21 protein-coding genes are annotated in these 23,331 nt (G+C 68.8%); 16 read left to right on the top strand and 5 right to left on the bottom strand.

Annotated features, from left to right (window positions below; all coding sequences use genetic code 11):
- The 3 genes from MKK51_RS17910 to thrB all read left to right on the top strand — a co-directional run.
- A partial coding sequence (locus MKK51_RS17910; RefSeq protein WP_243979179.1) for an Ig-like domain-containing protein occupies positions 1–2,813 on the top strand: 2,813 nt, incomplete at its 5' end.
- Between the two features lie 345 nt (positions 2,814–3,158).
- Positions 3,159–4,154 (top strand): 4-hydroxy-3-methylbut-2-enyl diphosphate reductase, encoded by a 996-nt coding sequence (gene ispH, locus MKK51_RS17905; protein ID WP_018045088.1) that lies wholly within the window; start codon positions 3,159–3,161, stop codon positions 4,152–4,154.
- A gap of 79 nt (positions 4,155–4,233) precedes the next feature.
- On the top strand, positions 4,234–5,199 hold the full coding sequence (gene thrB, locus MKK51_RS17900; RefSeq protein WP_243979178.1) for a homoserine kinase: 966 nt from the start codon (positions 4,234–4,236) through the stop codon (positions 5,197–5,199).
- A 213-nt stretch (positions 5,200–5,412) separates the two neighbouring features.
- Here thrB and MKK51_RS17895 read toward each other — a convergent pair whose 3' ends face one another.
- The 3 genes from MKK51_RS17895 to MKK51_RS17885 all read right to left on the bottom strand — a co-directional run bounded on the left by MKK51_RS17895 (position 5,413) and on the right by MKK51_RS17885 (position 9,238).
- Positions 5,413–5,676, bottom strand: a complete 264-nt coding sequence (locus MKK51_RS17895) for a hypothetical protein (protein WP_243979176.1) — start codon at positions 5,674–5,676, stop codon at positions 5,413–5,415.
- A 206-nt stretch (positions 5,677–5,882) separates the two neighbouring features.
- Entirely contained in the window at positions 5,883–7,403 is a 1,521-nt protein-coding gene (adh, locus tag MKK51_RS17890; RefSeq protein WP_243979174.1) for an aldehyde dehydrogenase, read from the bottom strand.
- Between the two features lie 392 nt (positions 7,404–7,795).
- Complete coding sequence (locus MKK51_RS17885; protein WP_243979166.1) at positions 7,796–9,238, bottom strand: serine hydrolase; 1,443 nt, start codon at positions 9,236–9,238, stop codon at positions 7,796–7,798.
- Between the two features lie 273 nt (positions 9,239–9,511).
- On the opposite strand from MKK51_RS17885, the gene MKK51_RS17880 reads away from it, so the two are divergent.
- The 5 genes from MKK51_RS17880 (at position 9,512) to MKK51_RS17860 (ending at position 12,836) form a co-directional block, all read left to right on the top strand.
- On the top strand, positions 9,512–10,099 hold the full coding sequence (locus MKK51_RS17880; RefSeq protein WP_243979165.1) for a hypothetical protein: 588 nt from the start codon (positions 9,512–9,514) through the stop codon (positions 10,097–10,099).
- 260 nt (positions 10,100–10,359) lie between these two features.
- Positions 10,360–11,526: a multidrug effflux MFS transporter gene (locus MKK51_RS17875; RefSeq protein WP_409565712.1), complete on the top strand. Its 1,167-nt coding sequence runs from the start codon at positions 10,360–10,362 to the stop codon at positions 11,524–11,526.
- 108 nt (positions 11,527–11,634) lie between these two features.
- Complete coding sequence (locus tag MKK51_RS17870; RefSeq protein WP_243979163.1) at positions 11,635–11,898, top strand: type II toxin-antitoxin system ParD family antitoxin; 264 nt, start codon at positions 11,635–11,637, stop codon at positions 11,896–11,898.
- Positions 11,895–12,194, top strand: a complete 300-nt coding sequence (locus MKK51_RS17865) for a type II toxin-antitoxin system RelE/ParE family toxin (protein WP_243979161.1) — start codon at positions 11,895–11,897, stop codon at positions 12,192–12,194. Before MKK51_RS17870 ends, MKK51_RS17865 begins: the two co-directional genes overlap by 4 nt.
- Before the next feature lie 120 nt (positions 12,195–12,314).
- Positions 12,315–12,836: a DoxX family protein gene (locus MKK51_RS17860; protein ID WP_243979159.1), complete on the top strand. Its 522-nt coding sequence runs from the start codon at positions 12,315–12,317 to the stop codon at positions 12,834–12,836.
- A 10-nt stretch (positions 12,837–12,846) separates the two neighbouring features.
- Here the strand turns inward: MKK51_RS17860 and MKK51_RS17855 are convergent, their stop codons facing one another.
- On the bottom strand, positions 12,847–14,247 hold the full coding sequence (locus tag MKK51_RS17855; protein ID WP_243979158.1) for an MFS transporter: 1,401 nt from the start codon (positions 14,245–14,247) through the stop codon (positions 12,847–12,849).
- 300 nt (positions 14,248–14,547) lie between these two features.
- Here MKK51_RS17855 and MKK51_RS17850 point away from each other — a divergent pair, with 300 nt between their 5' ends.
- From MKK51_RS17850 to panE, 5 genes are all read left to right on the top strand, one after another.
- The gene (locus MKK51_RS17850) at positions 14,548–15,432 is read left to right on the top strand and encodes a DUF3313 domain-containing protein (RefSeq protein WP_243979156.1); all 885 of its coding nucleotides are present in this window, start codon (positions 14,548–14,550) and stop codon (positions 15,430–15,432) included.
- 130 nt (positions 15,433–15,562) lie between these two features.
- Positions 15,563–17,056 carry an IMP dehydrogenase gene (gene guaB / locus MKK51_RS17845; protein ID WP_243979154.1) on the top strand — a complete coding sequence of 498 codons (1,494 nt, stop codon included), beginning with the start codon at positions 15,563–15,565 and terminating at the stop codon, positions 17,054–17,056.
- A 10-nt stretch (positions 17,057–17,066) separates the two neighbouring features.
- Positions 17,067–17,489, top strand: coding sequence for an MAPEG family protein (locus tag MKK51_RS17840; protein ID WP_243979152.1), 423 nt, complete (start codon positions 17,067–17,069; stop codon positions 17,487–17,489).
- A 22-nt stretch (positions 17,490–17,511) separates the two neighbouring features.
- The gene (locus tag MKK51_RS17835) at positions 17,512–17,943 is read left to right on the top strand and encodes an MAPEG family protein (RefSeq protein ID WP_243979150.1); all 432 of its coding nucleotides are present in this window, start codon (positions 17,512–17,514) and stop codon (positions 17,941–17,943) included.
- Between the two features lie 69 nt (positions 17,944–18,012).
- The gene (gene panE / locus MKK51_RS17830; protein ID WP_243979149.1) at positions 18,013–18,951 is read left to right on the top strand and encodes a 2-dehydropantoate 2-reductase; all 939 of its coding nucleotides are present in this window, start codon (positions 18,013–18,015) and stop codon (positions 18,949–18,951) included.
- A 22-nt stretch (positions 18,952–18,973) separates the two neighbouring features.
- Here panE and MKK51_RS17825 read toward each other — a convergent pair whose 3' ends face one another.
- Positions 18,974–19,144, bottom strand: a complete 171-nt coding sequence (locus MKK51_RS17825; protein ID WP_227438153.1) for a hypothetical protein — start codon at positions 19,142–19,144, stop codon at positions 18,974–18,976.
- 198 nt (positions 19,145–19,342) lie between these two features.
- Here MKK51_RS17825 and MKK51_RS17820 point away from each other — a divergent pair, with 198 nt between their 5' ends.
- The 3 genes from MKK51_RS17820 to guaA all read left to right on the top strand — a co-directional run bounded on the left by MKK51_RS17820 (position 19,343) and on the right by guaA (position 23,267).
- A complete protein-coding gene (locus MKK51_RS17820; RefSeq protein WP_243979183.1) occupies positions 19,343–20,644 on the top strand; it encodes an RsmB/NOP family class I SAM-dependent RNA methyltransferase in 1,302 nt (433 codons plus the stop codon).
- Positions 20,644–21,603, top strand: coding sequence for an alpha/beta hydrolase (locus MKK51_RS17815; RefSeq protein WP_243979147.1), 960 nt, complete (start codon positions 20,644–20,646; stop codon positions 21,601–21,603). The genes MKK51_RS17820 and MKK51_RS17815 overlap by 1 nt, the downstream gene beginning before the upstream one ends.
- Positions 21,604–21,710: 107 nt before the next feature.
- Positions 21,711–23,267: a glutamine-hydrolyzing GMP synthase gene (gene guaA, locus MKK51_RS17810; RefSeq protein ID WP_243979146.1), complete on the top strand. Its 1,557-nt coding sequence runs from the start codon at positions 21,711–21,713 to the stop codon at positions 23,265–23,267.
- The last annotated feature ends 64 nt before the right edge of the window (positions 23,268–23,331 follow it).

Raw genomic sequence — 23,331 nt, 5'->3', positions numbered from 1 at the left:
GCGGCGGCGACGGCATCGTCACCACGCCGGTCGGTCCGTCCTTTGATTCCGGTCGCAGCGTCACTGTGCAGGCGGACGGCCGGATCCTCGTCGCCGGCTACAGCTACAACGGCTCGAATGACGACTTCGCGCTGGTGCGGTACAACGCCGACGGCACCCTCGACACCGGCTTGGGCGGCGGCGCCGGCAGCGTCACCACCCCGGTCGGCCCGGCCTATGACATGCGCGACCGCGTCGCGGTTCAGTCAGACTGCCGGATCCGCGTCGCCGGCTACAGTTACAACGGCTCGAATGACGACTTCGCGCTGGGGCGCTACAACGCCGACGGCATCGTCACCACGCCGGTCGGTCCGTCCTTTGATTCCGGTCGCAGCGTCACTGTGCAGGCGGACGGCCGGATCCTCGTCGCCGGCTACAGTTACAACGGCTCGAATGACGACTTCGCGCTGGTGCGCTACAACGCCGACGGCACCCTCGACACCGGCTTCGGCGGCGGCGACGGCATCGTCACCACGCCGGTCGGCCCGGCCTATGACATCGGCGACAGCGTCACGGTGCAGGCGGACGGCCGGATCCTCGTCGCCGGCTACAGTTACACCGGCGGCTCGAATGACGGCTTCGCGCTGGTGCGCTACAACGCCGACGGCTCCCTCGACACCGGCTTCGGCGGCGGCGACGGCATCGTCACCACGCGGGTCGGCCCGTCCTCCTACTACGGCTACAGCGTCACGGTGCAGGCGGACGGCCGGATCCTCGTGGCCGGCTACAGCTACAACGGCTCGAATGGCGACTTCGCCCTGGTGCGCTACAACGCCGACGGCTCCCTCGACACCAGCTTCGACGCCCGCTCCACACTCGGCGGCACCGTCGCCTATACCGAGAACGGCCCCGCCGTCGTGCTCGACGCCGATGTCGACGTCACCGATACCGTCCTGGACACCCTCAACGGCGGCCTCGGGGATTATTCCGGCGCCAGCCTGACCCTGGCCCGCTCCGGCGGCGCCGACGCGCAGGATCGCTTCGCCTTCGCGGGCTCGGGGGTCTTCTCGGCCATCGCCGGCCTTCTGATCGACACGAGAGGCAACGTCTTCGCCACCGCCACGCAGGCCGGCGGTCAGCTCACCATCGACTTCACCGGTACGGGCATCGCCACCGCCGCGCTCGTCGACGCGGTGGCCCGTGCCATCACCTACTCCAACACGTCGAACGCACCCTCCGCTTCGGTCGCGATCGACTGGTCCTATGCCAGCGGCGCGGCAGGGGGCAACGAGACCACCACCGGCACGAGCAACGTGGCCATCACCGCCGTCAACGATGCGCCCGCGGCCTCGCCTTCGGAGAGCATGGTCGAGCAGCGCACGGCCGGCCGGGACAGCGACTTCCTGTTCTCCGATCCGGACGGCGACGCGCTCACTCTCGCCGGCATCGACCATGACGGCGTCGAGACGCTCGTCGCCGCATCGGGCACGACAACGGTGGCGGGTAGCTACGGCACCCTCACCGTCCAGTCGAACGGCCGCTTCCAATACACCGCCGACAAGGAGGGCGGGCTGGCGGTGGGCGAGACGCAGACCGATGTCTTCACCTTCACCATGCGGGATCCCGGCGGCCTCACGGCGAGCTCGACCTACAAGATGCTCGTCACCGGCTCGGCCACGGGCGATGCGGGCGACAACATCTTCCTCGTGCAGGATGCCGATCGGGCGATCGATGGCGGGACCGGCACCGACACGGTCTCGTTCGAACGGCTCGGCCAAGGCGTGACCGTAACCCTCGACGGGGCGAATGCGGGCATCGTCACGGTGGAGGGGGCCGCCTTCGGCACCCTGCGCAACGTCGAGAACCTCGTCGGCACCGACCATGCCGATCGTCTCGCGGGCGATGCGATGGCCAACACGCTGTCCGGCGGCGCAGGCAACGACGTCCTCGAGGGTGGAGGCGGTGCCGACCTGCTCGATGGCGGTCTCGGCATCAACACCGCGAGCTATGCGGCTGCGACAGCCGGCGTGACGGCCGATCTCAGTGGCACCGTCGCAGGGACCGGCGACGCGGCCGGCGATACCTTCACCGACATCCAGAACCTGACGGGATCGATCCATTCCGACATCCTCATCGGCGACGGGGGCCGCAACATCCTCTCCGGCAATGGCGGTGCCGACTCACTGTCCGGCGGCGCGGGCGACGATCGCCTCGTGATCACCAGCAGCCCGACCCTCGTGGATGGCGGCGCCGACACGGACTTGCTCTTCGTCCAGGGCGGCGGCACCGCGATCCTCACCGACGAGACGTTCCAGAACATCGAGAAGGTCTATGTTCGCAACGGCGCGACCCTCGACATGTCCGGTGTCGGCCTGGACCCAGGCAGTCCCGGCTCGATCATTGTCTCACAAAGCACCGTAGGCCAATCCGCGAGCATCACGGGCAGCCAGGGTGCCGACCGCATCAGCGGCGGCAAGGGCGGCGATCGGCTCGAGGGCGGTGCCGGTGCCGACCGCATCGTCCTGGGAGGGGGCGGCGGGTCAATCGATGGAGGCACGGGGGCGGACAAGCTCTTCGGCGGCGCCGGCGCGGATACCTTCCACTTCGCGGCGAGTTCCGGACGGGACAATGTCTACAGGTTCACCGTCGGCACCGACTTCATCGACGTATCCGCCTTCATCCGCAGCCACGACGACATCAGGGTCGCCGCCATTCACGGCGGACAGGACACGCTGGTCACTTTCGTCGGCGATGCCGACTCGACCCATAAGATCATCCTTCACGACGTGGTGGCGGCCGCGCTGACCGATGCAAGTTTCCTCATCGCGGTCTAAGCAGGGTCGCCTCGGTTGGTTGTGTCCTCAGCATGCCAACGGTTTCTTCGCGGAACCGGTGGCCGCTCTTGCCACACTTGGTTGGGCGGCCCTGGATCGAGGCGGACACGAAAGCCTGTTCAGGGCCTTCGTGCGGCATCGTCTTTCCCGCGAACCACGATCCCTGTCGCGGGAGAAGGCGCGAGACCTGCCTGGTGGTCGCGAAGCGTGCCTCGCGCTGGTGTCGACCCGCCCTGCCGTGACGATCGTGGGGCAGGTGTACCCGCGAAGCCCTCCACATCGGAGCGCATTTTACGCTATAGGAGGTTGACAGGGGCGGCCTCGCCTCGCCACATCCCGGCTATCATGAGCGATCCTCTCTCGAAGACCTTTCCCGACGGTTCGGCCAAGCCGCCCCTGGAGATCCTGCTCTGCGCGCCACGCGGCTTCTGCGCCGGCGTGGTCCGTGCCATCGACGTGGTGGAGCGGGCGCTGGCGATCTACGGACCTCCGGTCTACGTGCGTCACGAGATCGTCCACAACAAATACGTGGTCGAGAGCCTGAAGCGCAAAGGCGCGGTGTTCGTGCGCGAGCTCGACGAGGTGCCGGACGGCAACGCCCCGGTGATCTTCTCGGCGCACGGCGTCGCCAAGACGGTGCCGGCCAATGCCGACAATCGCGGCCTCGTCACCATCGACGCCACCTGCCCGCTGGTGACCAAGGTCCACCGCGAGGCCGAGATCCATCACAAGCGCGGCCGTCACGTGCTGCTCGTCGGCCATTCGGGTCACCCGGAAGTGGTCGGCACCATGGGCCAGCTGCCCAAGGGCTCGATCACCCTGGTGGAGGATCTGGAGCAGATCGCCGCCCTGGAGCCCGACAACCGCGACAACCTCGCCTGGGTCACGCAGACGACCCTGTCGGTGGACGACACCCGCCACATCGTCGCCGCCCTGAAGCAGAAGTTCCCGACCATCACCGGGCCGCACAAGGACGACATCTGCTACGCCACCACCAACCGCCAGGAAGCGGTGAAGCAGGTGGCCCCGCTGGTGGATGCCGTGATCGTCGTCGGCTCCTCGAACTCCTCGAACTCGCAGCGCCTGCGCGAGGTCGCCGAACGCGTCGGCTGCCCGATCACCCGCCTCGTGCTCCGCGCCGAGGAGATCGACTGGCCGGCCTTCGAGGGCATCCGCAAGCTCGGCCTCACCGCCGGCGCCTCGGCTCCCGAGGTCTTGGTGGAGGAGATCATCGACGCCTTCGCCGCCCGCTACGACGTCACCGTCGACACGGTCTCCACGGTGGTGGAGGACATGTCCTTCCCGCTGCCGCGCGAACTGCGCAGCGAAGCCGCCGAGTAGGCCGCATCGCCGGTTTTCCTCGCTGGGGGCGCCGAAGGGCGCCCCTTCTCATGTCTGCCCTCCAACGTCAGCGAAGCCCGTGGCCGTCTATACCGAGGTCTCCGACGAGGCGCTGACCGCCTTCCTCTCCCAATACGAGATCGGCACGCTGCTCTCCTACAAGGGCATCGCCGAGGGCGTCGAGAACACCAACTTCTTCCTCCACACCACCGCCGGCTCCTACATCCTCACCCTCTACGAGAAGCGGGTGAATGCCGGCGACCTGCCGTTCTTCCTCAACCTGATGCAGCACCTCGCCGCGCGCGGCCTCGCCTGCCCGCAGCCCATCGCGAAGCGCGACGGCGTGGCGCTCGGCGAACTCTGCGGCCGGCCGGCGGTGATCGTGAGCTTCCTGGAGGGCGTCTCGGTGAAGCGCCCCACCGCCGACCATTGCCGCGCCCTGGGTGTCGCTCTCGCCGGGCTGCACCGGGCGGGGAGCGATTTCGGCATGGTCCGGGCCAACAACCTCTCCGTGGACTCCTGGGAGCCGCTGTTCCTGGCGGCCGGCCCCGCCGCCGATACCGTCTCCGAGGGTCTGACGGAGCGCGTGCGTGCCGACCTCGCGGTGCTCCAGGCGGGCTGGCCGCGCGGCCTGCCCTCCGGCGTGATCCATGCCGACCTCTTCACCGACAACGTGTTCTTCATCGGCGACGACCTGTCGGGCCTGATCGACTTCTACTTCGCCTGCACCGATGCCTTCGCCTACGACCTCGCCATCTGCCTCAACGCCTGGTGCTTCGAGCCCGACGGCACGTTCTTTCCCGACAAGGGCGAGGCGATGATCGCGGGCTACCAGTCCGTCCGGCGCCTGCAGGACGACGAGGTCGAGGCCTTGCCGATCCTGTGCCGGGGCGCGGCCCTGCGCTTCCTGCTGACCCGCCTCGTCGATTGGCTCAACGTGCCCCCCGGCGCCCTGGTCCAGCCGAAAGACCCGCTGGAATACGACCGCCGGCTGGTGTTCCACCGGGCGGCGACGCAGGCGCGGGATTACGGCTGGGTCGGATAACCGGCACCCGGTGACGGGGCATCGGGCCCACGGATCCCGCTCGGTCATGAAAAAGGCCCCCGAGAGGAGGCCTTTTTGTCTTTCGAGCCGTATCAGCCTCCGATGAGGAGGCTGGCCGAGCCCAGGAGGGTCACGAGCAGCATGCCGGCAGCGGCCGCGATCATGGTGTAGGAAACGAATTTCAGTTTCACGGGCGGCGGTCCCTTCCGACGATCAGCCGGCCGATCCGCCGGACGTCTGACCATACTGCATCACCGGCCGGGTCTGCTGGTTGGCATTGCCTTCGGCGGCTGAACTCATCGGGCAACCGGTGTAGTACGGAACATCCCGGCCGGTGACGGAGCCGGTATACTCCGTCTCGTAGGACATGTAGCGCGGCTCGTCCTGGCGCGGTGTCCCATCGAAGGCCGATGCAGACGTCATCGAGGCAACGCCAAGACCAAGAGCTGTGACGATGGCGGCGATACGGGTGGTCATGGCTCTTTTTCAGTCCTGATTGGCTGCGGACCGGCTCTCGGTCCGTTCATGGCTCAATAAGACTGTCGAAAGGCGGTTGTTCCCGGGGCACATGTGCCGATACGCACCCCTGGAAAAGGTATGGTCGCCCTGGATTCTGTCACTCGCGCAAAAAAAGGCCCCGGCCGTTTCCAGCCGGGGCAAGGTGGTCTCGTTTATAGTGGATCTCAGAAGAAGCCGAGCTTCTTGGCAGAGTAGCTCACCAGCATGTTCTTGGTCTGCTGGTAATGGTCGAGCATCATCTTGTGGTTCTCGCGGCCGATGCCGGACTGCTTGTAGCCGCCGAAGGCCGCATGGGCCGGGTAGGCATGGTAGCAGTTGGTCCAGACGCGGCCGGCCTGGATCGCCCGGCCGAAGCGATAGGCGCGGGTCCCGTCACGGGTCCAGACGCCGGCGCCGAGGCCGTAGAGCGTGTCGTTGGCGATGCTGAGGGCGTCGGCATCGTCCTTGAAGGTCGTCACCGAGAGGACGGGTCCGAAGATCTCCTCCTGGAAGATGCGCATCTTGTTGTGGCCCTGGAACACGGTGGGCTTCACGTAGAAGCCTTCCGCGAGATCGCCTTCGAGGGTGTTGCGCTCGCCGCCGGTGAGGACCTTGGCGCCTTCCTGCTTGCCGATGTCGATGTAGCTCAGGATCTTCTCGAGCTGCTCGCCGGAGGCCTGGGCGCCGATCATCGTGGCCGCATCGAGGGGCGAGCCCTGGACGATGGCCTCGACCCGCTTGATCGCCCGCTCCATGAAGCGGTCGTAGATCGACTCGTGCACCAGCGCGCGGCTGGGGCAGGTGCAGACCTCGCCCTGGTTGAGGGCGAACATGGTGAAGCCTTCGAGGGCCTTGTCGAAGAAGTCGTCATCCTCGTTGGCCACGTCGGCGAAGAAGATGTTCGGCGACTTGCCGCCGAGCTCCAGCGTCACCGGGATCAGGTTCTGCGAGGCGTATTGCATGATCAGGCGGCCCGTCGTCGTCTCGCCGGTGAAGGCGATCTTGGCGATGCGGGGCGAGGAGGCGAGCGGCTTGCCGCATTCGAGGCCGAAGCCGTTGACGATGTTGAGGGTGCCCGGCGGCAGCAGGTCGGCGATGAGTTCGGCGACGACGAGGATCGAGGCCGGGGTCTGCTCGGCGGGCTTGAGGACGACGCAGTTGCCCGCCGCCAGGGCCGGGGCCAGCTTCCACACCGCCATCAGGATCGGGAAGTTCCACGGGATGATCTGGCCGACGACGCCGAGCGGCTCGTGGAAATGGTAGGCCACCGTGTCGTGGTCGATCTCGGAGATCGAGCCTTCCTGAGCCCGCAGGCAGCCGGCGAAGTAGCGCCAATGGTCGATGGCGAGGGGGATGTCGGCGTTGGTCGTCTCGCGGATCGGCTTGCCGTTGTCCCAGGTCTCGGCGAGGGCGATCAGGTCGAGGTTGTCCTCCATCCGGTCGGCGATCTTGTTGAGGATGCGGGCGCGCTCGGCCGGAGCGGTGCGGCCCCAGGCCTCCTTGGCGGCATGGGCGGCGTCGAGGGCCTTCTCCACGTCCTGCGCGTCCGAACGGGCGACCTCGCAGATGACGTGGCCGGTGACCGGCGAGGTATTCTCGAAGTAGCGGCCGTTGACGGGGGCGACCCACTGGCCGCCGATGAAGTTCTCGTAACGGGCCGAGAACGGCGCCTTGGTACCTGACGACAGGAATTCCGGCTTGTTCATGTGCGTATCCTCCATCTTGTTCTTGTGAGCGCCAGCAGAGGCCGGACGCGGTGCCAAATCAAGGTAGACTTTTGGCCAAACCGGCTCGGATCGACGACATCGAGCGGGTCGGCGCGTGGTCCCGCTTCTGTGGCGGGGAGCGACGCGCACGCGTAGTCTAGCCTTTCCGGTGCGGTCTGGCGATGCCGCGGGCAAGCGATTTTGAGGGACTCGCACAACTGGCGATCACCGTCCGCGCTCCCTCGGAGTACGGTGCCGAAGCGTAAGGATGGTGAGAGTTCGTTAGAGGGATCGTCCAAGGCTTCGCCTCATCCTGAGGTTGTCCGCCGGGATGATCCGCTTCGGCCTGAGCATTCGCTTGGAAATTCGATCACCAAGGCCCTGCTGGACACTCACCGTCCCGGCGGCAGCCGGGTGAAGCGTCGGGCGGTGATCCTCCGGGCGATCGCCCGGTCGATCCGGGGGCCGGCCCGCTCGATGCCGTCGCGGTGGATCATCACGCCGGTCGGCCGCCCGTCCGGCTCGATGTCGAACGCCACGCGGATCGCCCCGTCCCGCGCCACGAAGGCCCTGTCGCTCTCGGCGGTGAGACTGATCCGCGGATCGCCCGATCCCTGGCCGAGGCCCTGTGCCACCAGGCGGTCGCCGTCGCGGGTGATGCCCAGGACCGAGCGCGGGCCGGTCCGGTAGAAGCCGACATAGCGGTCGAGGACGGTCCGGCCGACGCTGATCTCGGTGCGCGCCGGCTCGCCGAGATAGAGCGCCGCCAGTTCGCGCGAGAGGGCCTGGGCCGGCACGATCTCGGTGTTGCCGAGCACCACGATGGTCAGCCCGAGATCGGGGTAGGAATCCTTGATCGCGCTGAACCCGCTGATGAATCCGCCATGCGACCACAGCCGGCGTCCGTAGGCCGTGCCGATGTACCAGCCGAGGCCGTAGCCGTGGCCGTAATCCGTGACCATCGCCCGGCGCGACTCGTCCGACAGGATGCGGCCGGAGAACAGGGCCCTGTCCCAGGCGACGAGGTCGTCGAGGGTCGAGGCGAGCATGCCGGCGCCCGACGGGGCGCTGGCGGCCAGGGGCAGGGCGTGGCGCCACTCGCCCGCCTCGCGGCGGTAGCCGGTGGCGCGCCGGGGGATGATCGCGCCGGGATCCGCGTCCCGGGTCGCGGTCAATCCGGCCGGCGCCAGGACCGCGTCGGTGAGGTAGCCCGCGAAACTCTGGCCGGTGACCCGCTCGATCAGGCCGGCGAGGAGGATGTAGCCGGTGTTGCTGTACTCATGGCCGGTCCCCGGCGGGAACAGCAGATCCTCGTTGTGGAGGAGGGCCACCGTCTCCATCGGCGAGCGCTCGATCCGGCCGAGCTGCGTCGCGTAGCCCGGCAGGGCGGTGACGTTGGGGAGGCCCGAACTGTGGTTGAGGAGCATCCGGATCGTCATCGGCGCCCAGGCCGGCGGCAGTTCCGGCAGGTAGCGGATGGCGGGATCGTCGAGGGAGAGGGAGCCGGCCTCGGCCAGTTTCAGGATCGCCGCCGCGGTGAACTGCTTCGTGATCGAGCCGATGCGAAACAGGGTGTCCGGCGTGTTGGGGACCGCCCATTCCCGGTCGGCGAGGCCATAGGCGCGGCGGAACAGGGGAATCCCGTCCCGCGCCACGATCACCGCGCCGGAGAAGACGCCGCCCTCCGCATGGGAGTCCATCAACGCGGCGGCCTTGCGCGTGAACGCCTCCGTCTCGCCGCCGATGGCCATGCCGGGGGCCCGCTCCTGCGCGCCGGCGGGGCCGGCGAACAGCATCGACAGGGCGCAAACACAGGCGAGAAGGCGGGAGAGCATGAGACGCGATGATCCGTCGGCGACGATCCGGTCGAGGTCGCGGGGCCAGGGTCGCGAACAAATGTGGCGCGGTTGCGCGGACGCGCCATCCCCTGTCCGCATCATCGGCCTGCCCGCGAAACCGTGATCGCCATCGGCGCCGAGATCACCGTTTCGCCCCGAAGCTCGGCAACATGGCCCGTCGTCGTGCCCCGGGCGACGCAAGCCGTCGGGGCCGGACCCGATCCGCCGACGGCGGTCCTTCCCCACGATGCAACAGGAAGAGAGACATCCATGAGCCGCACCACTCGCGCCCTGCTGGCCGCATCCCTCGCTTTCGGGGCCACCGCCCTGGTCCCCCAGGTCGGCTTCGCCCAGGCGCCGCAGAAGGCACCGGCACCTGCCAAGGCGGCCCCGGCCGCTCCCGCTCCGGCCCCCGAGGCCGAGGAGCAGAAGGAGGTCGCCCTGACCCAGGCGCTGATCGACGGCCTCGTGGCCGCGCAGCCCGAACTGGCGAAACTCCCTGCCGGCAACGCGACGAAGCCCGATCCGAAGGTCCAGGCCCAAGCCGTGGCCATCGCCAAGAAGAACGGTTTTGCCAGCGTCGACGACCTGCAGGACGCGGCCGACAGCGTCGAGGCGGTGCTGGACGGCGTGGACCCCGAGACGAAGACCTATGTCGGCGTCGTACCCCTGTTGAAGAAGCAGGTCGCCGCCATCGAGGCCGACACCAAGATGAAGCCCAAGGACAAGGCCGCCGCGCTGAAGGACATCAACGAGGCGATCGCCGCCGGCGAGCCGACCAAGCCCTCCGACGGCAACATCGCCCTCGTCACCAAGAACATCGACAAGCTCGGTCAGATGGCGGGCGGCGGGCAGTAGCCCCGGCCGGGCCGAACCCGGCCTCCGTGGATGCCGGCCCGCGAAGGGCCGGCGCAACCGGAGGCCCGGCCGCTGACTTTCCATCACGACGTCGCCGGCGCTGGAGCCGGCGACCGCAGCGAGGCTCTGGACCAGTGACTGCACCCTTGAGGCCGGTTCCGCCGAGCGGCCGGCCGGTAACGGACCGGGATCTCCCGGCGATCGGTCCGGTCTGGAACGGCCCGGGTTTCGGCGAATTCGTCGGCATCGTCGCCCTGATGATGGCGGTGACCGCCATCTCCATCGACAATCTGCTGCCGGCTTTTCCCGCGATCCAGGCTCAGTTCGCCGTCGCCGATCCCAACGCGCTGCAGCTTCTCGTCTACGTCTACATGATCGGCTTCGGCGTGGCGCAGATCGTCTACGGGCCGGTCTCGGACGCCCTCGGGCGGCGCCGCGTGCTGCTCGGGAGTCTGGCAGTCTACGGCGCGGGCACGGGCCTCGCCATGGTCGCGCCCTCGTTCGAATGGCTGCTGGCCGCCCGCGTCATCCAGGGGATCGGCGCGGCGGGCGGGCGCGTCCTCTCCACCGCCATCGTCCGCGACCGCTATTCGGGACGCGAGATGGCCAGCGTCATGTCGCTGATCATGATGGTGTTCCTCATCGTGCCGATGGTCGCGCCCGCCATCGGCGGGGCGATGCTGCTGCTCGGCTCCTGGCACTACGTCTTTGTCTCGATGCTGGCCCTGGCCGGCATCCTCACCCTCTGGTTCTCCTGGCGCATGCCGGAGACGCTGCACCCGGAAGTCCGCCGCCCGCTGTCGCTACGGTCGATCGCCCAGGCGGTCTCCCTGACCTTCCGCACCCGCGTGGCGGTCGGATACGCCACCGCCCTCGGGCTGCTGACCGGCTGCATCATGGGCTATGTCGGCTCGGCGCAGCAGCTCTTCGATACCGGGCTCTACCGGCTCGGCGCCCTGTTCCCCCTCGCCTTCGCCCTGGTGGCCGGTGCCATGGGAGCGGCCACTCTCGTCAACGCCCGCCTGGTGCGGCGCCTCGGGATGCGCCCCCTCTCGCATGTGGGCCTGACCCTGTTCGTGGCGGTGGCGCTGGCCCAGGTGGGAATCGGCCTCGCCTATGCCGGGCATCCGCCCCTGTGGCTGTTCCTGACGGTGCTGGCCGGCAACCAGTTCATGATCAGCTTCGCCATGCCGAACTTCAACGCGCTGGCCCTGCAACCCCTCGGCGAGATCGCCGGCACGGCCTCGTCCTTCCTCGGATTCTACACCACGATCCTCGGCGCCGTCTGCGGCTTTGTCATCGGCCACGCCTTCGACGGCACGGTGCTGCCCCTAGGCCTCGGCTATGCCGGCCTCGGCGGATCGGCCCTCCTCGTCGTCGCCTGGACCGAGCGCGGGCGATTGTTCCGGGGCGGGGTGTCGGGGTGAGCGGCGCGTCTGCAAAATGTCCTTCGCCGGACACGGGACAACTGATATTGTTGATCGGGCGATGACCGGTCGTAGATCATGATCTCTGGTAGACAGGGAGCGGCGGCGATGCCGATAAGTGCCGATCTTGGCCCAAAGATCGAGAGCTACGTTTCAACACTCGTGGAGAACGGGCGCTTTCCCTCTCGTAGCGACGTGTTGCGTGAGGGCGTGCGCCTCGTGGAAGAGCGAGAGAACCGACTGTCGGCGCTCGACGCCGCCATCGAGCGCGGACTTGCCGATGCTGATGAAGGCCGGCTTAGCCCGGCAAGCGAAGTCGCCGCGCGTCTGGCAACACGGTACGGCAACCGGTCGACCGTCACCGAGGCATGATCGTCGTCTTCGCGGACTCCGCCGAAGCGGACCTCGAACGGATCGGCGACTACATTTCCAGTGACAACCCCGCTCGCGCCGCCACGTTCGTCCAGGACTTGATCGCCTGTTGTGAACGTCTGGCCGATGCGCCTCTTGGGTTCCCCCTCGTCCGCCGATACGAGCGCAGGGGGATCCGGGTCCGGACGTACGGAAACTACCTGATCTTCTATCGCGTCGGCCCCGCGACGATCGACGTCGTCCATATCCTGCATGGTGCCCAGGATTATGGGCCGATCGTGTTCTCCTCCCCATAGGCATGTCCGCCTCGCCCGTCGCTCCCCAGGTGAATGAGCGCCGGCTCCGCCCCTTAACGCCGTCTTCAGCCGGTCTCGCGCAGTGTCCCGATCTCGATGGGTCAGAGACGGAGTTCGCGCGTGTTCGGTCGGAGCCAGGACGGAATCCTCCTCGCGTCGCGCCTGTTGCTGGCGGCGGCGCTGCTGCCCACGGGCATCGCGCGCGCGCTCAACGTCTCGGGCTTCGCCCTCGCCCTGGCCGGGGCCGGGATGCCCTCTCCCAATGCCGTCGCCACGGCGGCCGTGGTGGTTCAGGTCTTCGGTCCGCTGGCGCTGATCCTCGGTGTCCTGCCCCGCATCACCGGCTTTGCCCTGGCGGGGTTCGCGATGGCGATGGCGGTGCTGCTGCATGGGTTCTGGGCCTATTCCGGCGGGGCGGGCATGACCGAGCGCACCCTGTTCCTGGCCGATCTCGGCCTCGCCGGCGGGTTTCTCATCTATGCCCTGACAGGCCCCGGTGCCTGGAGCTGGCAGGGCTGGCGCCAGTCCACCCACGAGGCGCCCGCGCGCGCTCCCGCCCGGCCGCAATCGGCCAACGCCAATGCGAAATCGGCGAAGGGGCCGAAGCGCAGCCCCGCGCGTCCGTCGAGCCGCGCGGCGTGAGGCCTGCCGCCTAGACGCCCTTGGACGCGAGGCGCTGACCCGACACCTCCGCGCCCGCATCCGGCTTCAGCCGCAGGAAGGCGAAGAGGGAGGCGAACGAGATCAGCGCGACGGTGAGGAAGGCGGGCCAGAAATCGCCGGCCTCGATTGCCGTGCGGCCATGCTGCGCGGCGGCGGTCTCGAGGGCCAGGGCTCCGATGGAGACGCCGAGGCTGAGGGACAATTGCTGGGCGACGCTCGCCAGACTCGTCGCCGAACTCATCTCGCGCGCATCGAGATCGGCATAGGCGATGGCGTTGACGCAGGTGAATTGCAGCGAGCGGACGCAGCCGCCGACCAGCAGGATGCCGACGATGAGCCAATGCGGCGTCTGCGCCGTGAACACGCCGTTCACCGCGAGGAAGCCCGAGGCCACGACGGCGTTGAACAGCATCACCCGCCGGAACCCGTAGGCGCGCAGGATGCGCGGGCCGATGATCTTGATGAGGAGGGCGCCCGCCGCCGCGGCGAAGGTGAGCAGTCCCGATTGCAGGGGATCGAGGCCGAAGCCGATCTGCAGCATCATCGGGAGCAGGAACGGGATCGCCCCGGTGCCGATGCGGAACAGGCTGCCGCCGGTCACCGCCGCGCGGAAGGTCGGGTATCTCAAGAGGTCGAGGCGGATCACCGGATGCGGCACCCGGCGCGAATGCGCGAGGTACAGCGCGAGCAGGATCGCGCCGCCGCCGAGGCATCCCCAGGAGACATAGTCCGGCAGGAGATGGCGCCCCAGGGAGGCGAGGCCGAGCATCAGGGTGGCGAGGCCGGCCCCCGAGAGCACGAACCCGGTCATGTCGAGGGGCGGCCGGGACGCCTCGCGGATGTTCTCGAAATAGATCGTCGAGAGGGCGATCCCGGCGAGGCCGATCGGGATGTTGATGAAGAAGATCCAGCGCCAGTCGAGATAGGTCGTGATCAACCCGCCGAGGGGCGGCCCCATGATCGGTCCGATCAGGGCCGGAATCGTCAGGTAGGCGAGGGCGCTCACGAGTTCGCTCTTCGGCACCGCCCGTAGGATGACGAGGCGTCCCACCGGCACCATCATCGCCCCGCCCATGCCCTGGAACGCGCGCGCGGCAACGAAGGCGCTGAGCGAATCGGAGGCGGCGCAGGCCAGAGACCCCGCCATGAACACCACGAGGGCGGCACGGAAGATCGTGCGCGCGCCGTAACGGTCCGCCATCCAGCCGCTGATCGGGATGAAGATCGCGAGGCTGACGAGATAGGAGGTCAGCGCCAGTTTCAGGGCGATCGGATCCCTGCCGAGGCTTCGGGCGATGGCCGGCAGGGCCGTGGCGATCACCGTGGAATCCGTGTTCTCCATGAACAGGGCGGTGGCGACGACGAGGGGGACGATCTGTGATGGGCGCATGGGGATCGCGTAAGTAGCGCGGCCGAAGCCGCCCGGTTCCGTCACGGGCGCGAACGGCGCGTCGGCTCACTCCTGAAGGAAAGACCCGCAAAAACGATGGCGTCTGTGGATTACGCGTGCGGTCTCGCACGTGGGCGACGACCGTGACCCGCGAGCCACAGGCGCGGGCTACGGGTTCTCTGCGCGGCGGCGCCGGCTTCCGGGGGCGCCGATACCGCCTTAAGCTCAGCAACAATTCGGCTGTCTCGCATCACACTGGCTGAGCGAGCCGCCGCCGCCATTTTGCGTGAAAGTTATTGAATGCCCTCGCGGTCCGAAACCTATCGACGCTCGCCCCTCATCGGTGGGGCTCTGGGCCTGCTCCTCATGATTGCCGGTTGCGGCACCGTCATCCTCAACGAGACCGGGTCGCTCACCCGCTACGACCGCCTCAACGGGAGCACCGAAGTGGCGACCGGGGCGAAGCTCTACGCGGAGCCGCAGACCCTCGCGGCGACGCGGACGGTCCGCATCATTCCGGCAGCGTTTCCGGAATCGATCTCCGGCCCGGGCCTCACCAGCGTCGAGCGCCGGCTGATCGCCAACGCGGCCGACCGCGCGCTCTGCTACGAGTTGTCGCTGCGCTACGACGTGGTCTCCACGAAGAAGGCCGACCTCACGATCCGGTCCGCCGTCACCCGCGTCGAACTTACCAACGTCCCGGCGGCCGGCGCGACGATCGCCACCTCGGCGGGAATCACCGTCGCGTCCCAGCTCGGCATCGGCTTCGCCACCGCCGTCGGCCGTGTGCCGATCCCGCGCATCCCGATCGGCCTCGGCAGCATCACCATTGAGGCGGAGGCCCTCGATAGCCGTCACCAGCAGCGGGCGGCGATGATCTGGGGCGGCGGCGCCAACGCCTTCACCAACCAGGCCCGCTTCTCGGCGGCCGGAGACGCCTACGATCTCGCGGGCGAGTTCGGCCAGGATTTCGGCACGTTGCTCGTCACCGGGCGCGACCCGTTCAAGGAGCCGGTGGCGATTCCGAGCTGGGACCGCATTCGCATCACGACCCTCGGCGAGGCTCCCCTCGACCCGGATTGCGAGCAGTTCGGCCGGGCGCCGGGCATCGACGGAATGGTGGGCGATTACATCGGCCTGCCCCCGGAATGGACGGACAAGGGCCCCCGCGACCGGATCAATTGAGTTTTCCCGTTGCGATGCCGCGATCCTGCCTTTGCGCAGGGTCCGGCCCCATGATACTGCGCCGTGCCAACGCATTCGGCGTCGACGGCTGTTCCAGCCCGGCGCCTCTCACCGTTTCGGGAGTTGGCACATGGCTCGTATCACCGCGGATTCCATCATCGAGGGCCTGACCTTCGACGACGTGCTTCTCCGCCCCGCCGCATCCTCGGTGATGCCCACGGAGGTCAGCGTCGCGTCGAGACTGACCCGAACGATTCACCTCAACATGCCGATCCTGGCCTCGGCCATGGACACCGTCACCGAGGCGCCGATGGCCATCGCCATGGCCCAGAACGGCGGCATGGGCGTCATCCACCGCAATCTCGAGCCCCACGAGCAGGCCGAGCAGGTCCGCCTCGTCAAGAAATACGAGTCGGGCATGGTGCTCAACCCGATCACCATCCACCCCGACGAGACGCTCGCCGACGCCTTCGCGCTGATGAAGCAGAACCGCATCTCGGGCATTCCCGTGGTGGAGCGGGGCCCCAACGGCTCGCGCGGCAAGCTCGTCGGCATCCTCACCAATCGCGACGTGCGCTTCGCCACCAACCCCTCAGAGACCGTCGCCGAGCTGATGACCCGCGACCGGCTCATCACCGTGCGCGAGGGCGTGAACCAGGAGGAGGCCAAGCGCCTGCTCCACCAGTTCCGCATCGAGAAGCTCCTCGTGGTCGACGACCATTACCGCTGCATCGGCCTGATCACGGTCAAGGACATCGAGAAGCAGGTGGCCTATCCCGGCGCCGTGAAGGACGAGCAGGGCCGCCTGCGGGTCGCCGCCGCCACCACCACGGGGGATAGCGGGTTCGAGCGGGCCGAGCGCCTCATCGATGCCGGCTGCGACGTGATCGTGGTCGACACCGCCCACGGCCACTCCATCAAGGTGCTGGATGCCGTGCGCCGGGTGAAGCAGCTCTCCAACGCCGTTCAGGTGGTGGCCGGCAACGTCGCCACCCGCGACGGGGCCCAGGCTCTGATCGATGCCGGCGCGGACGCGATCAAGGTCGGCATCGGACCCGGCTCGATCTGCACCACCCGTATCGTGGCCGGCGTCGGCGTCCCCCAGCTCACCGCCCTGATGGAAGCGGTGGAGGCCGCCGACCGGGCCGACGTGCCGGTCATCGCCGATGGCGGCATCAAGTTCTCGGGCGATCTCGCCAAGGCCATCGCGGCCGGGGCCTCCGTGGCGATGCTGGGCTCGCTGCTGGCGGGAACCGACGAGGCGCCGGGGGAGGTGTTCCTGCACCAGGGCCGCTCCTACAAGAGCTACCGGGGCATGGGCTCCGTGGGCGCCATGGCGCGGGGCTCGGCCGACCGCTACTTCCAGGCCGAGGTCAGCGACACCCACAAGCTCGTGCCCGAGGGAATCGAGGGACAGGTGCCCTACAAGGGGCCGGTGGCGGCGGTGCTGCACCAGCTCGCCGGCGGCCTGCGTGCGGCCATGGGCTATGTCGGCGCGCCCACCATCCCCGAATTCCAGGACAAGGCGCAGTTCGTCCGCATCACCAATGCCGGCCTGCGCGAGAGCCACGTCCACGACGTGACCATCACCCGCGAGAGCCCGAACTACCCCAGCCGCGCCTGAGCCCGACCCGATGTCCGATCCGCGCCACCTCGTGCTCTGGCCCGTCCTGGCGCAGATCGGGCTCACCTTCGGCCTCTATGTCTGGCTTTCCGCGGCGCGCCTCCTGGCGGTGCGTCGCGGCGAAGTGGAGTTCGGCTGTTTCGAGTTCGGTCGCGACGAGCCGCCGGCGATCGCCCGCATCACCCGAAATCTGTCCAACCAGTTCGAACTTCCCGTCATCGTCTTCGCCTGCGTCGCCCTGCTCGTGGCCCTCGACAGGGTGACCTGGGTCGATATTGGGGCCGCCTGGCTCTTCCTTGCCGGCCGGGTGATCCATACCGCCGTCCAGACGCTCACCGACGACGTGCCCCTCAGGGGCAGGGTCTTCGTCATCAACTTCCTCGGCTGTGCGATCCTCGTCGCGCATCTCGGCCTCGTCGCCCTCGGGCGGTGACGCCGCCGCATCGGACTTCCCCATGACCGTCCAGGCCATCCTCGCCCCCGTCTTCGCGCAGGTGCTGCTGATCTTCGTGCTGATGGTCTGGATGGGACGGGTGCGTTTCGCCGAGATCAAGGCGGGTTCGGTGGCCGCCGGCGACGTCTCCCTGGGCGAGCGCAACTGGCCGCCCCGCGCGCAGCGATCGGCCAATGCGTTCTCGAACCAGTTCGAGTTGCCGATGCTGTTCTTCGCCCTGGTACCGCTGGCGCTCTATACCAAGAAGGCCGATCTGCTCTTCGTCGTCCTCGCCTGGCTCTTCGTGACGTCGCGCGCCGTCCATGCGGGCGTCTACGTCACGTCGAACCACGTCCCCTCCCGCTTCCGCGCCTACGCCCTCGGGGCGCTAGTCCTGCTGGCGATGTGGATCGTGTTCGCGGTGCGCATCTTTCTCGCTCCCATCGGACTCTGAATACCGGCCTGGAAAACCGCCTCCCTCGTCCGATAAAGAGGGAGGCTCATCGAGAGTGAGGATCGTTCCATGCGCGTGCTCGTCGTCGGCGCCGGTGCCACCGGTGGATATTTCGGGGCGCGTCTCGCGGAGGCCGGTCGGGACGTCACCTTCCTCGTGCGCCCGGCGCGGGCGGAGAAGCTCGCCGCCTCGGGGTTGCGCGTGACGAGTCCGGCCGGCGACATCCATATCGCGGACCCCGCGACCGTCACCGCCTCCGATCTCGCGGCCGGAAAGAGCGGCGCCTTCGATCTCGTTCTCCTCAGCTGCAAAGCCTACGACCTCGACGCCGCCATCGCCGACGTTGCCCCGGCCGTGGGCCCCGCGACGCTGGTGCTGCCCGTACTCAACGGCCTGCGCCATCTCGACGCCCTCGACGCCGCCTTCGGGCCGGAGCGGGTCCTCGGCGGCTCCTGCGCCATCGCGGCGACGGTGGGGGCGGACGGCGAGATCCGCATGATGAGCCCCTTGCACACGCTCACCTACGGCGAGCGGGCAGGGGGGCGCTCGGAGCGTGTGGAGCGGATCGAGGCGCTGATGCAGGGCGTGGCGTTCCAGGCGCGCCTCAGCCAGGCGATGGTGCTGGAGATGTGGGAGAAGTGGTCGTTCCTGGCCACCCTCGCGGGGGCGACCTGCCTGATGCGCGCCACCATCGGCGATATCGTCGCCGCACCGGGCGGCCTCGCCTTCATCGAAGCGCTGATGGAGGAGTGCCGCCGGATCGCGGAGGATGCCGGCTACGCGCCGCGGGAGAAGGTGATGCAGAACACGCGCACGAGCCTCACCGCGGAAGGCTCGGCCTTCACCGCCTCGATGCTGCGCGACATCGAGAACAAGGCGCGGATCGAGGCGGATCACATCGTCGGCGATCTCATCGCCCGCAGCCGCGACGGGGCACACCCGATGCTCGACCGGGTCTACACCCATCTCAAGGCCTACGAGAACCGCCGCGCCCGCGAGGCCGCCTGAGCGGCCCCGGACAGGCGGGTGCTCAGTAGCGCGGAGCCGGGGGCGGGGGCGGCGGGTTGCCGTATTCGAGCTGCGTCTTGGCATCGTAGGGGCGCTGGGGCGGCGGCGTCAGGTCGACGGCGGGCGCGGTGGAGCAGGCGGCGACGCTGAGCAGGACGAGGCCCGCGAGAGTGAGATGAACGATGGGGGACATGACGATTGCGAGGCTCCGGACGTTGACGCAGCGGGCTCGGGCGCAGCAAGGGCACGAGACACGTCTGGCGCCCTGCCTGTCTGACGGCCGATCGCGCCGGAAGCTCGGCTGTAATGTGTCGGACCCCGGCTCAAAGCGTGACCGTATCGCGGCGACGGCTATGACCGGTCATGCTTCCCTAACCCTGAGGATTTCGTCCTGACCCCTCCCGCTCGTCTCTCCGCCGCCATCGAAGTGCTCGCCGACATCGCCGGCCGGCGCCGTCCGGCCGCGGATGCCCTCAAGGATTGGGGCCTCGCCCACCGCTTCGCCGGGTCCGGCGACCGCGCCGCCATCGCGAGCCTCGTCTACGACGCCCTGCGCCGGCGCGCCTCTTCCGCCTGGGTGATGGGGGACGAGACCCCGCGCGCCATCCTGATCGGCATGCTGCGGCTGCAGCACGGCCTCGCGGCGCCCACCATCGCCGAGCTGTTCTCCGGCGAGCGTTTCGCGCCCGATCCCCTGACCGATGCCGAGCGCACGGCCATCGTGGAGGGCTCGCTCGCCGAGGCCCCGGCCCATGTGGCCGGCGACGTGCCGGACTGGATCCTGCCTTCGCTCGGCCACCTGTTCGGCGATGCCCTCCTGGAGGAGCTGCGCGCGCTCGCCCGCCGCGCCCCCCTCGACATCCGCATCAACACCCTGAAGCGCGACCGCGAGACCGCCCTGGCCGGGCTCGCGCATCTGGCGGCCCAGCCGACGCCCCATGCGCCGAACGGCCTGCGCATTCCCCTCGGCGAGGACGGGCGCGGCCCCGCCCTGCACGTGGAACCTGAATTCCTCGACGGCTGGTACGAGATCCAGGACGAGGGCTCCCAGATCGCCGGCGCCCTGAGCGGCGCGCGCGCGGGCGAGACCGTGGTCGATCTCTGCGCCGGGGGCGGCGGCAAGACCCTCGCCCTCGCGGCGATGATGCGGAACGAGGGTCGGCTCATCGCCACCGACGACGATCCGCGCCGGCTCGCGCCGATCCACGACCGGCTGCGGCGTTCCGGTGCCGAGGCCGAGATCCGCACCCCGCGCGGCGGACGGGCGCGGGCCGATGTCCTCGGCGACCTCGACGGCACCGTGGACCGGGTATTGGTCGATGCTCCCTGTACCGGCTCGGGGACCTGGCGGCGCAATCCGGACGCGAAGTGGCGCTTGCGCCCGGGTTCCCTCAGTGCCCGCGTCACGGACCAGGCCGAGGTGCTCGACCGGGCCGCACGCCTGGTTCGGCCGGGAGGGCGGATCACGTACATCACCTGCTCCCTGCTGCGGGAGGAGAACGACGCCGCCATCGACGGCATCCTCGCGCGGGCGAATGGCGGGCTGACGGTTCTGCCGGCGGAGAGGGTCGTCGCCGACCATGCGCCGGGCCTCGGCGAAGTGGTGCGGTTCACTGGGCACGGCCTCCAGATGAGCCCGGCGCTCACGGGGACGGACGGGTTCTACGTTGCCAACCTGGAACGACGCGGCTGATGCGCCTCGACCGCCGGACATTGGTCGCCGCAGCCGCGGCGATGCTGTCCGGCGGTGCGCAGGCCCGTGCCGAGACGGTTCCGGCCCCGGGCACGAACCTCGACGTGATCGACCTGTGGCCCGGCCTGCCCCCCGGCGGCGGCGGTCCCATCGCGGCGGACGGGCGTTTCGACGAGAGCCGCGACGGGGTGATCAGCAACGTCGCCCGGCCCTGCCTCCTCGTCATGCGCGCCGCCAAGCCCAACGGGGCGGCCCTCGTCGTCGCGGCCGGCGGCGGCTATCGCCGCATCGACATCGGCAACGAGGGCATCCCGGTGGCGCAGTGGCTCGCCGGCGTGGGCATCACCGCCTTCGTGCTGATCTACCGCCTGCCCGGCGAGGGCTGGGTCGCGGGCGCCGACGCGCCGCTCCAGGACGTGCAGCGGGCGCTCCGCCTCGTGCGGGCGGGCGCCGTGGGCTACGGCGTCGATCCCGAGCGGGTCGGCGTGCTCGGCTTCTCCGCCGGCGGCCACCTGATGGGGGAGGCGGCCGTGCGGGCTGCGGCGGAGACCTATACGCCGCTCGATGCGAGCGATGCCCTCTCGGCACGGCCCGAGCTCGCCGGCCTGATCTATCCGGTCATCACCCTGCGGCCGCCCTTCGACCGCACCTCGACGCGGCGCATCCTCGCGGGCGACCCGCCCGACCCGGTCAAGGCGGCGGATTACTCGGTGGATACGCATGTGCGCGAGAAGGCGCCGCCGACCTTCCTCGCCCAGGCCGCCGACGACCCCATCGCCGTGGTGGACAACAGCCTGCTGATGTATTCCGCCCTGCGCGGCGCCCTGGTGCCCACCGAATTGCACCTGTTCGAGCGTGGCGGCCATGGTTTCGGCCTCGGCGTGCCGGGCTCCCCGGCGGCGGCGTGGTCCGGGCTGTTCCTGACCTGGATGCGGCGGCGCGGCTTCCTCCGCGCGTGAGCCCGTCGCCTCCCATGGGCGATGGGCGCGCCCGATGCATGTGGGCGGTGCGCGTCCTGCGGAACCTGCGCGTTGCACGGCGGCGGGGGCTCGTCTAACTCCGATCCATGAATACCGACCACGACAAGATCCTCATCGTCGATTTCGGCTCCCAGGTGACCCAGCTCATCGCGCGGCGGGTGCGCGAGGAGGGGGTCTATTGCGAGATCGTCCCCTTCACCAAGGCGGCGGAGGCTTTCGCCGAGTCGAAGCCCAAGGGCGTGATCCTGTCCGGCGGCCCCGAATCGGTGACGAGCGACGCCTCGCCCCGCACGCCCCAGGTGGTGTTCGATTCCGGCGTGCCGGTCTTCGGCATCTGCTACGGCCAGCAGACCATGGCGGCCCAGCTCGGCGGCGAGGTCGAGGGCGGGCACCATGCCGAGTTCGGCCGCGCCGAGATCGAGATCATTTCGGACTGTCCCCTGTTCAAGGGCGTCTGGCATGTGGGCGAGCATTATCCGGTCTGGATGAGTCACGGCGACCGGGTGACCAAACTCCCCGACGGTTTCACCACCGTCGCCCTGTCGAAGAACGCGCCCTTCGCGGCGGTGGCCGACGAGTCGCGCAAATATTACGCGGTCCAGTTCCATCCGGAGGTGGCGCATACCCCGCACGGCGCCCTGCTGATCCGCAACTTCGTGCGCGACATCGCCGGATGTACCGGCGACTGGACCATGGGCGCCTATCGCGAGGAGGCCATCGCCAAGATCCGCGCGCAGGTGGGCAAGGAGCGGGTGATCTGCGGCCTGTCGGGCGGCGTCGATTCCTCGGTGGCGGCGGTGCTGATCCACGAGGCCATCGGCGACCAGCTCACCTGCGTCTTCGTCGATCACGGCCTGCTGCGCATGGGCGAGGCCGAGGAGGTCGTGCGGCTGTTCCGCGACCATTACAACATCCCGCTCGTGCACGTTCAGGCCCAGGAGCTGTTTCTCGGGCAGCTGGAGGGCGTCAGCGACCCGGAGATCAAGCGCAAGACCATCGGCCGCCTGTTCATCGACGTGTTCGACGAGGAGGCCAAGAAGATCGGCGGCGCGGCCTTCCTCGCCCAGGGCACCCTCTACCCCGACGTGATCGAGAGCGTGTCCTTCACCGGCGGCCCCTCGGTGACGATCAAGAGCCACCACAATGTCGGCGGCCTGCCCGAGCGCATGAACATGCAGCTCGTGGAGCCCTTACGCGAATTGTTCAAGGACGAGGTCCGGGTGCTCGGCAAGGAGCTCGGCCTGCCGGACGCCTTCGTCGGCCGCCATCCCTTCCCCGGCCCCGGCCTCGCCATCCGCTGCCCCGGCACCATCACCGCCGAGAAGCTGGACGCATTGCGCAAGGCCGATGCGATCTATCTCGACGAGATCCGCAAGGCTGGTCTCTACGACACGATCTGGCAGGCCTTCGCGGTGATCCTGCCGGTGAAGACGGTCGGCGTGATGGGCGACGGCCGCACCTACGACCATGTCTGCGCGCTGCGCGCCGTGACCTCGGTCGATGGGATGACGGCGGATTTCTACCCCTTCGACATGGCCTTTCTCGGCCGCGTCGCCACCCGCATCATCAATGAGGTGAAGGGCATCAACCGGGTGACCTACGACATCACCTCGAAGCCGCCCGGCACGATCGAGTGGGAATGATTCAGGCCCATCCGAACGCCGCCGATTTTACGCTGCGATACGACTTAACACACTGGAAATTAAA

The organism is Methylobacterium sp. E-045 (genome assembly GCF_022829685.1).
In the GTDB taxonomy this organism is placed as follows: domain Bacteria; phylum Pseudomonadota; class Alphaproteobacteria; order Rhizobiales; family Beijerinckiaceae; genus Methylobacterium.
Note: the sequence above shows the minus strand (reverse complement) of the source record. Positions and strands in the feature narration are given on the sequence as shown.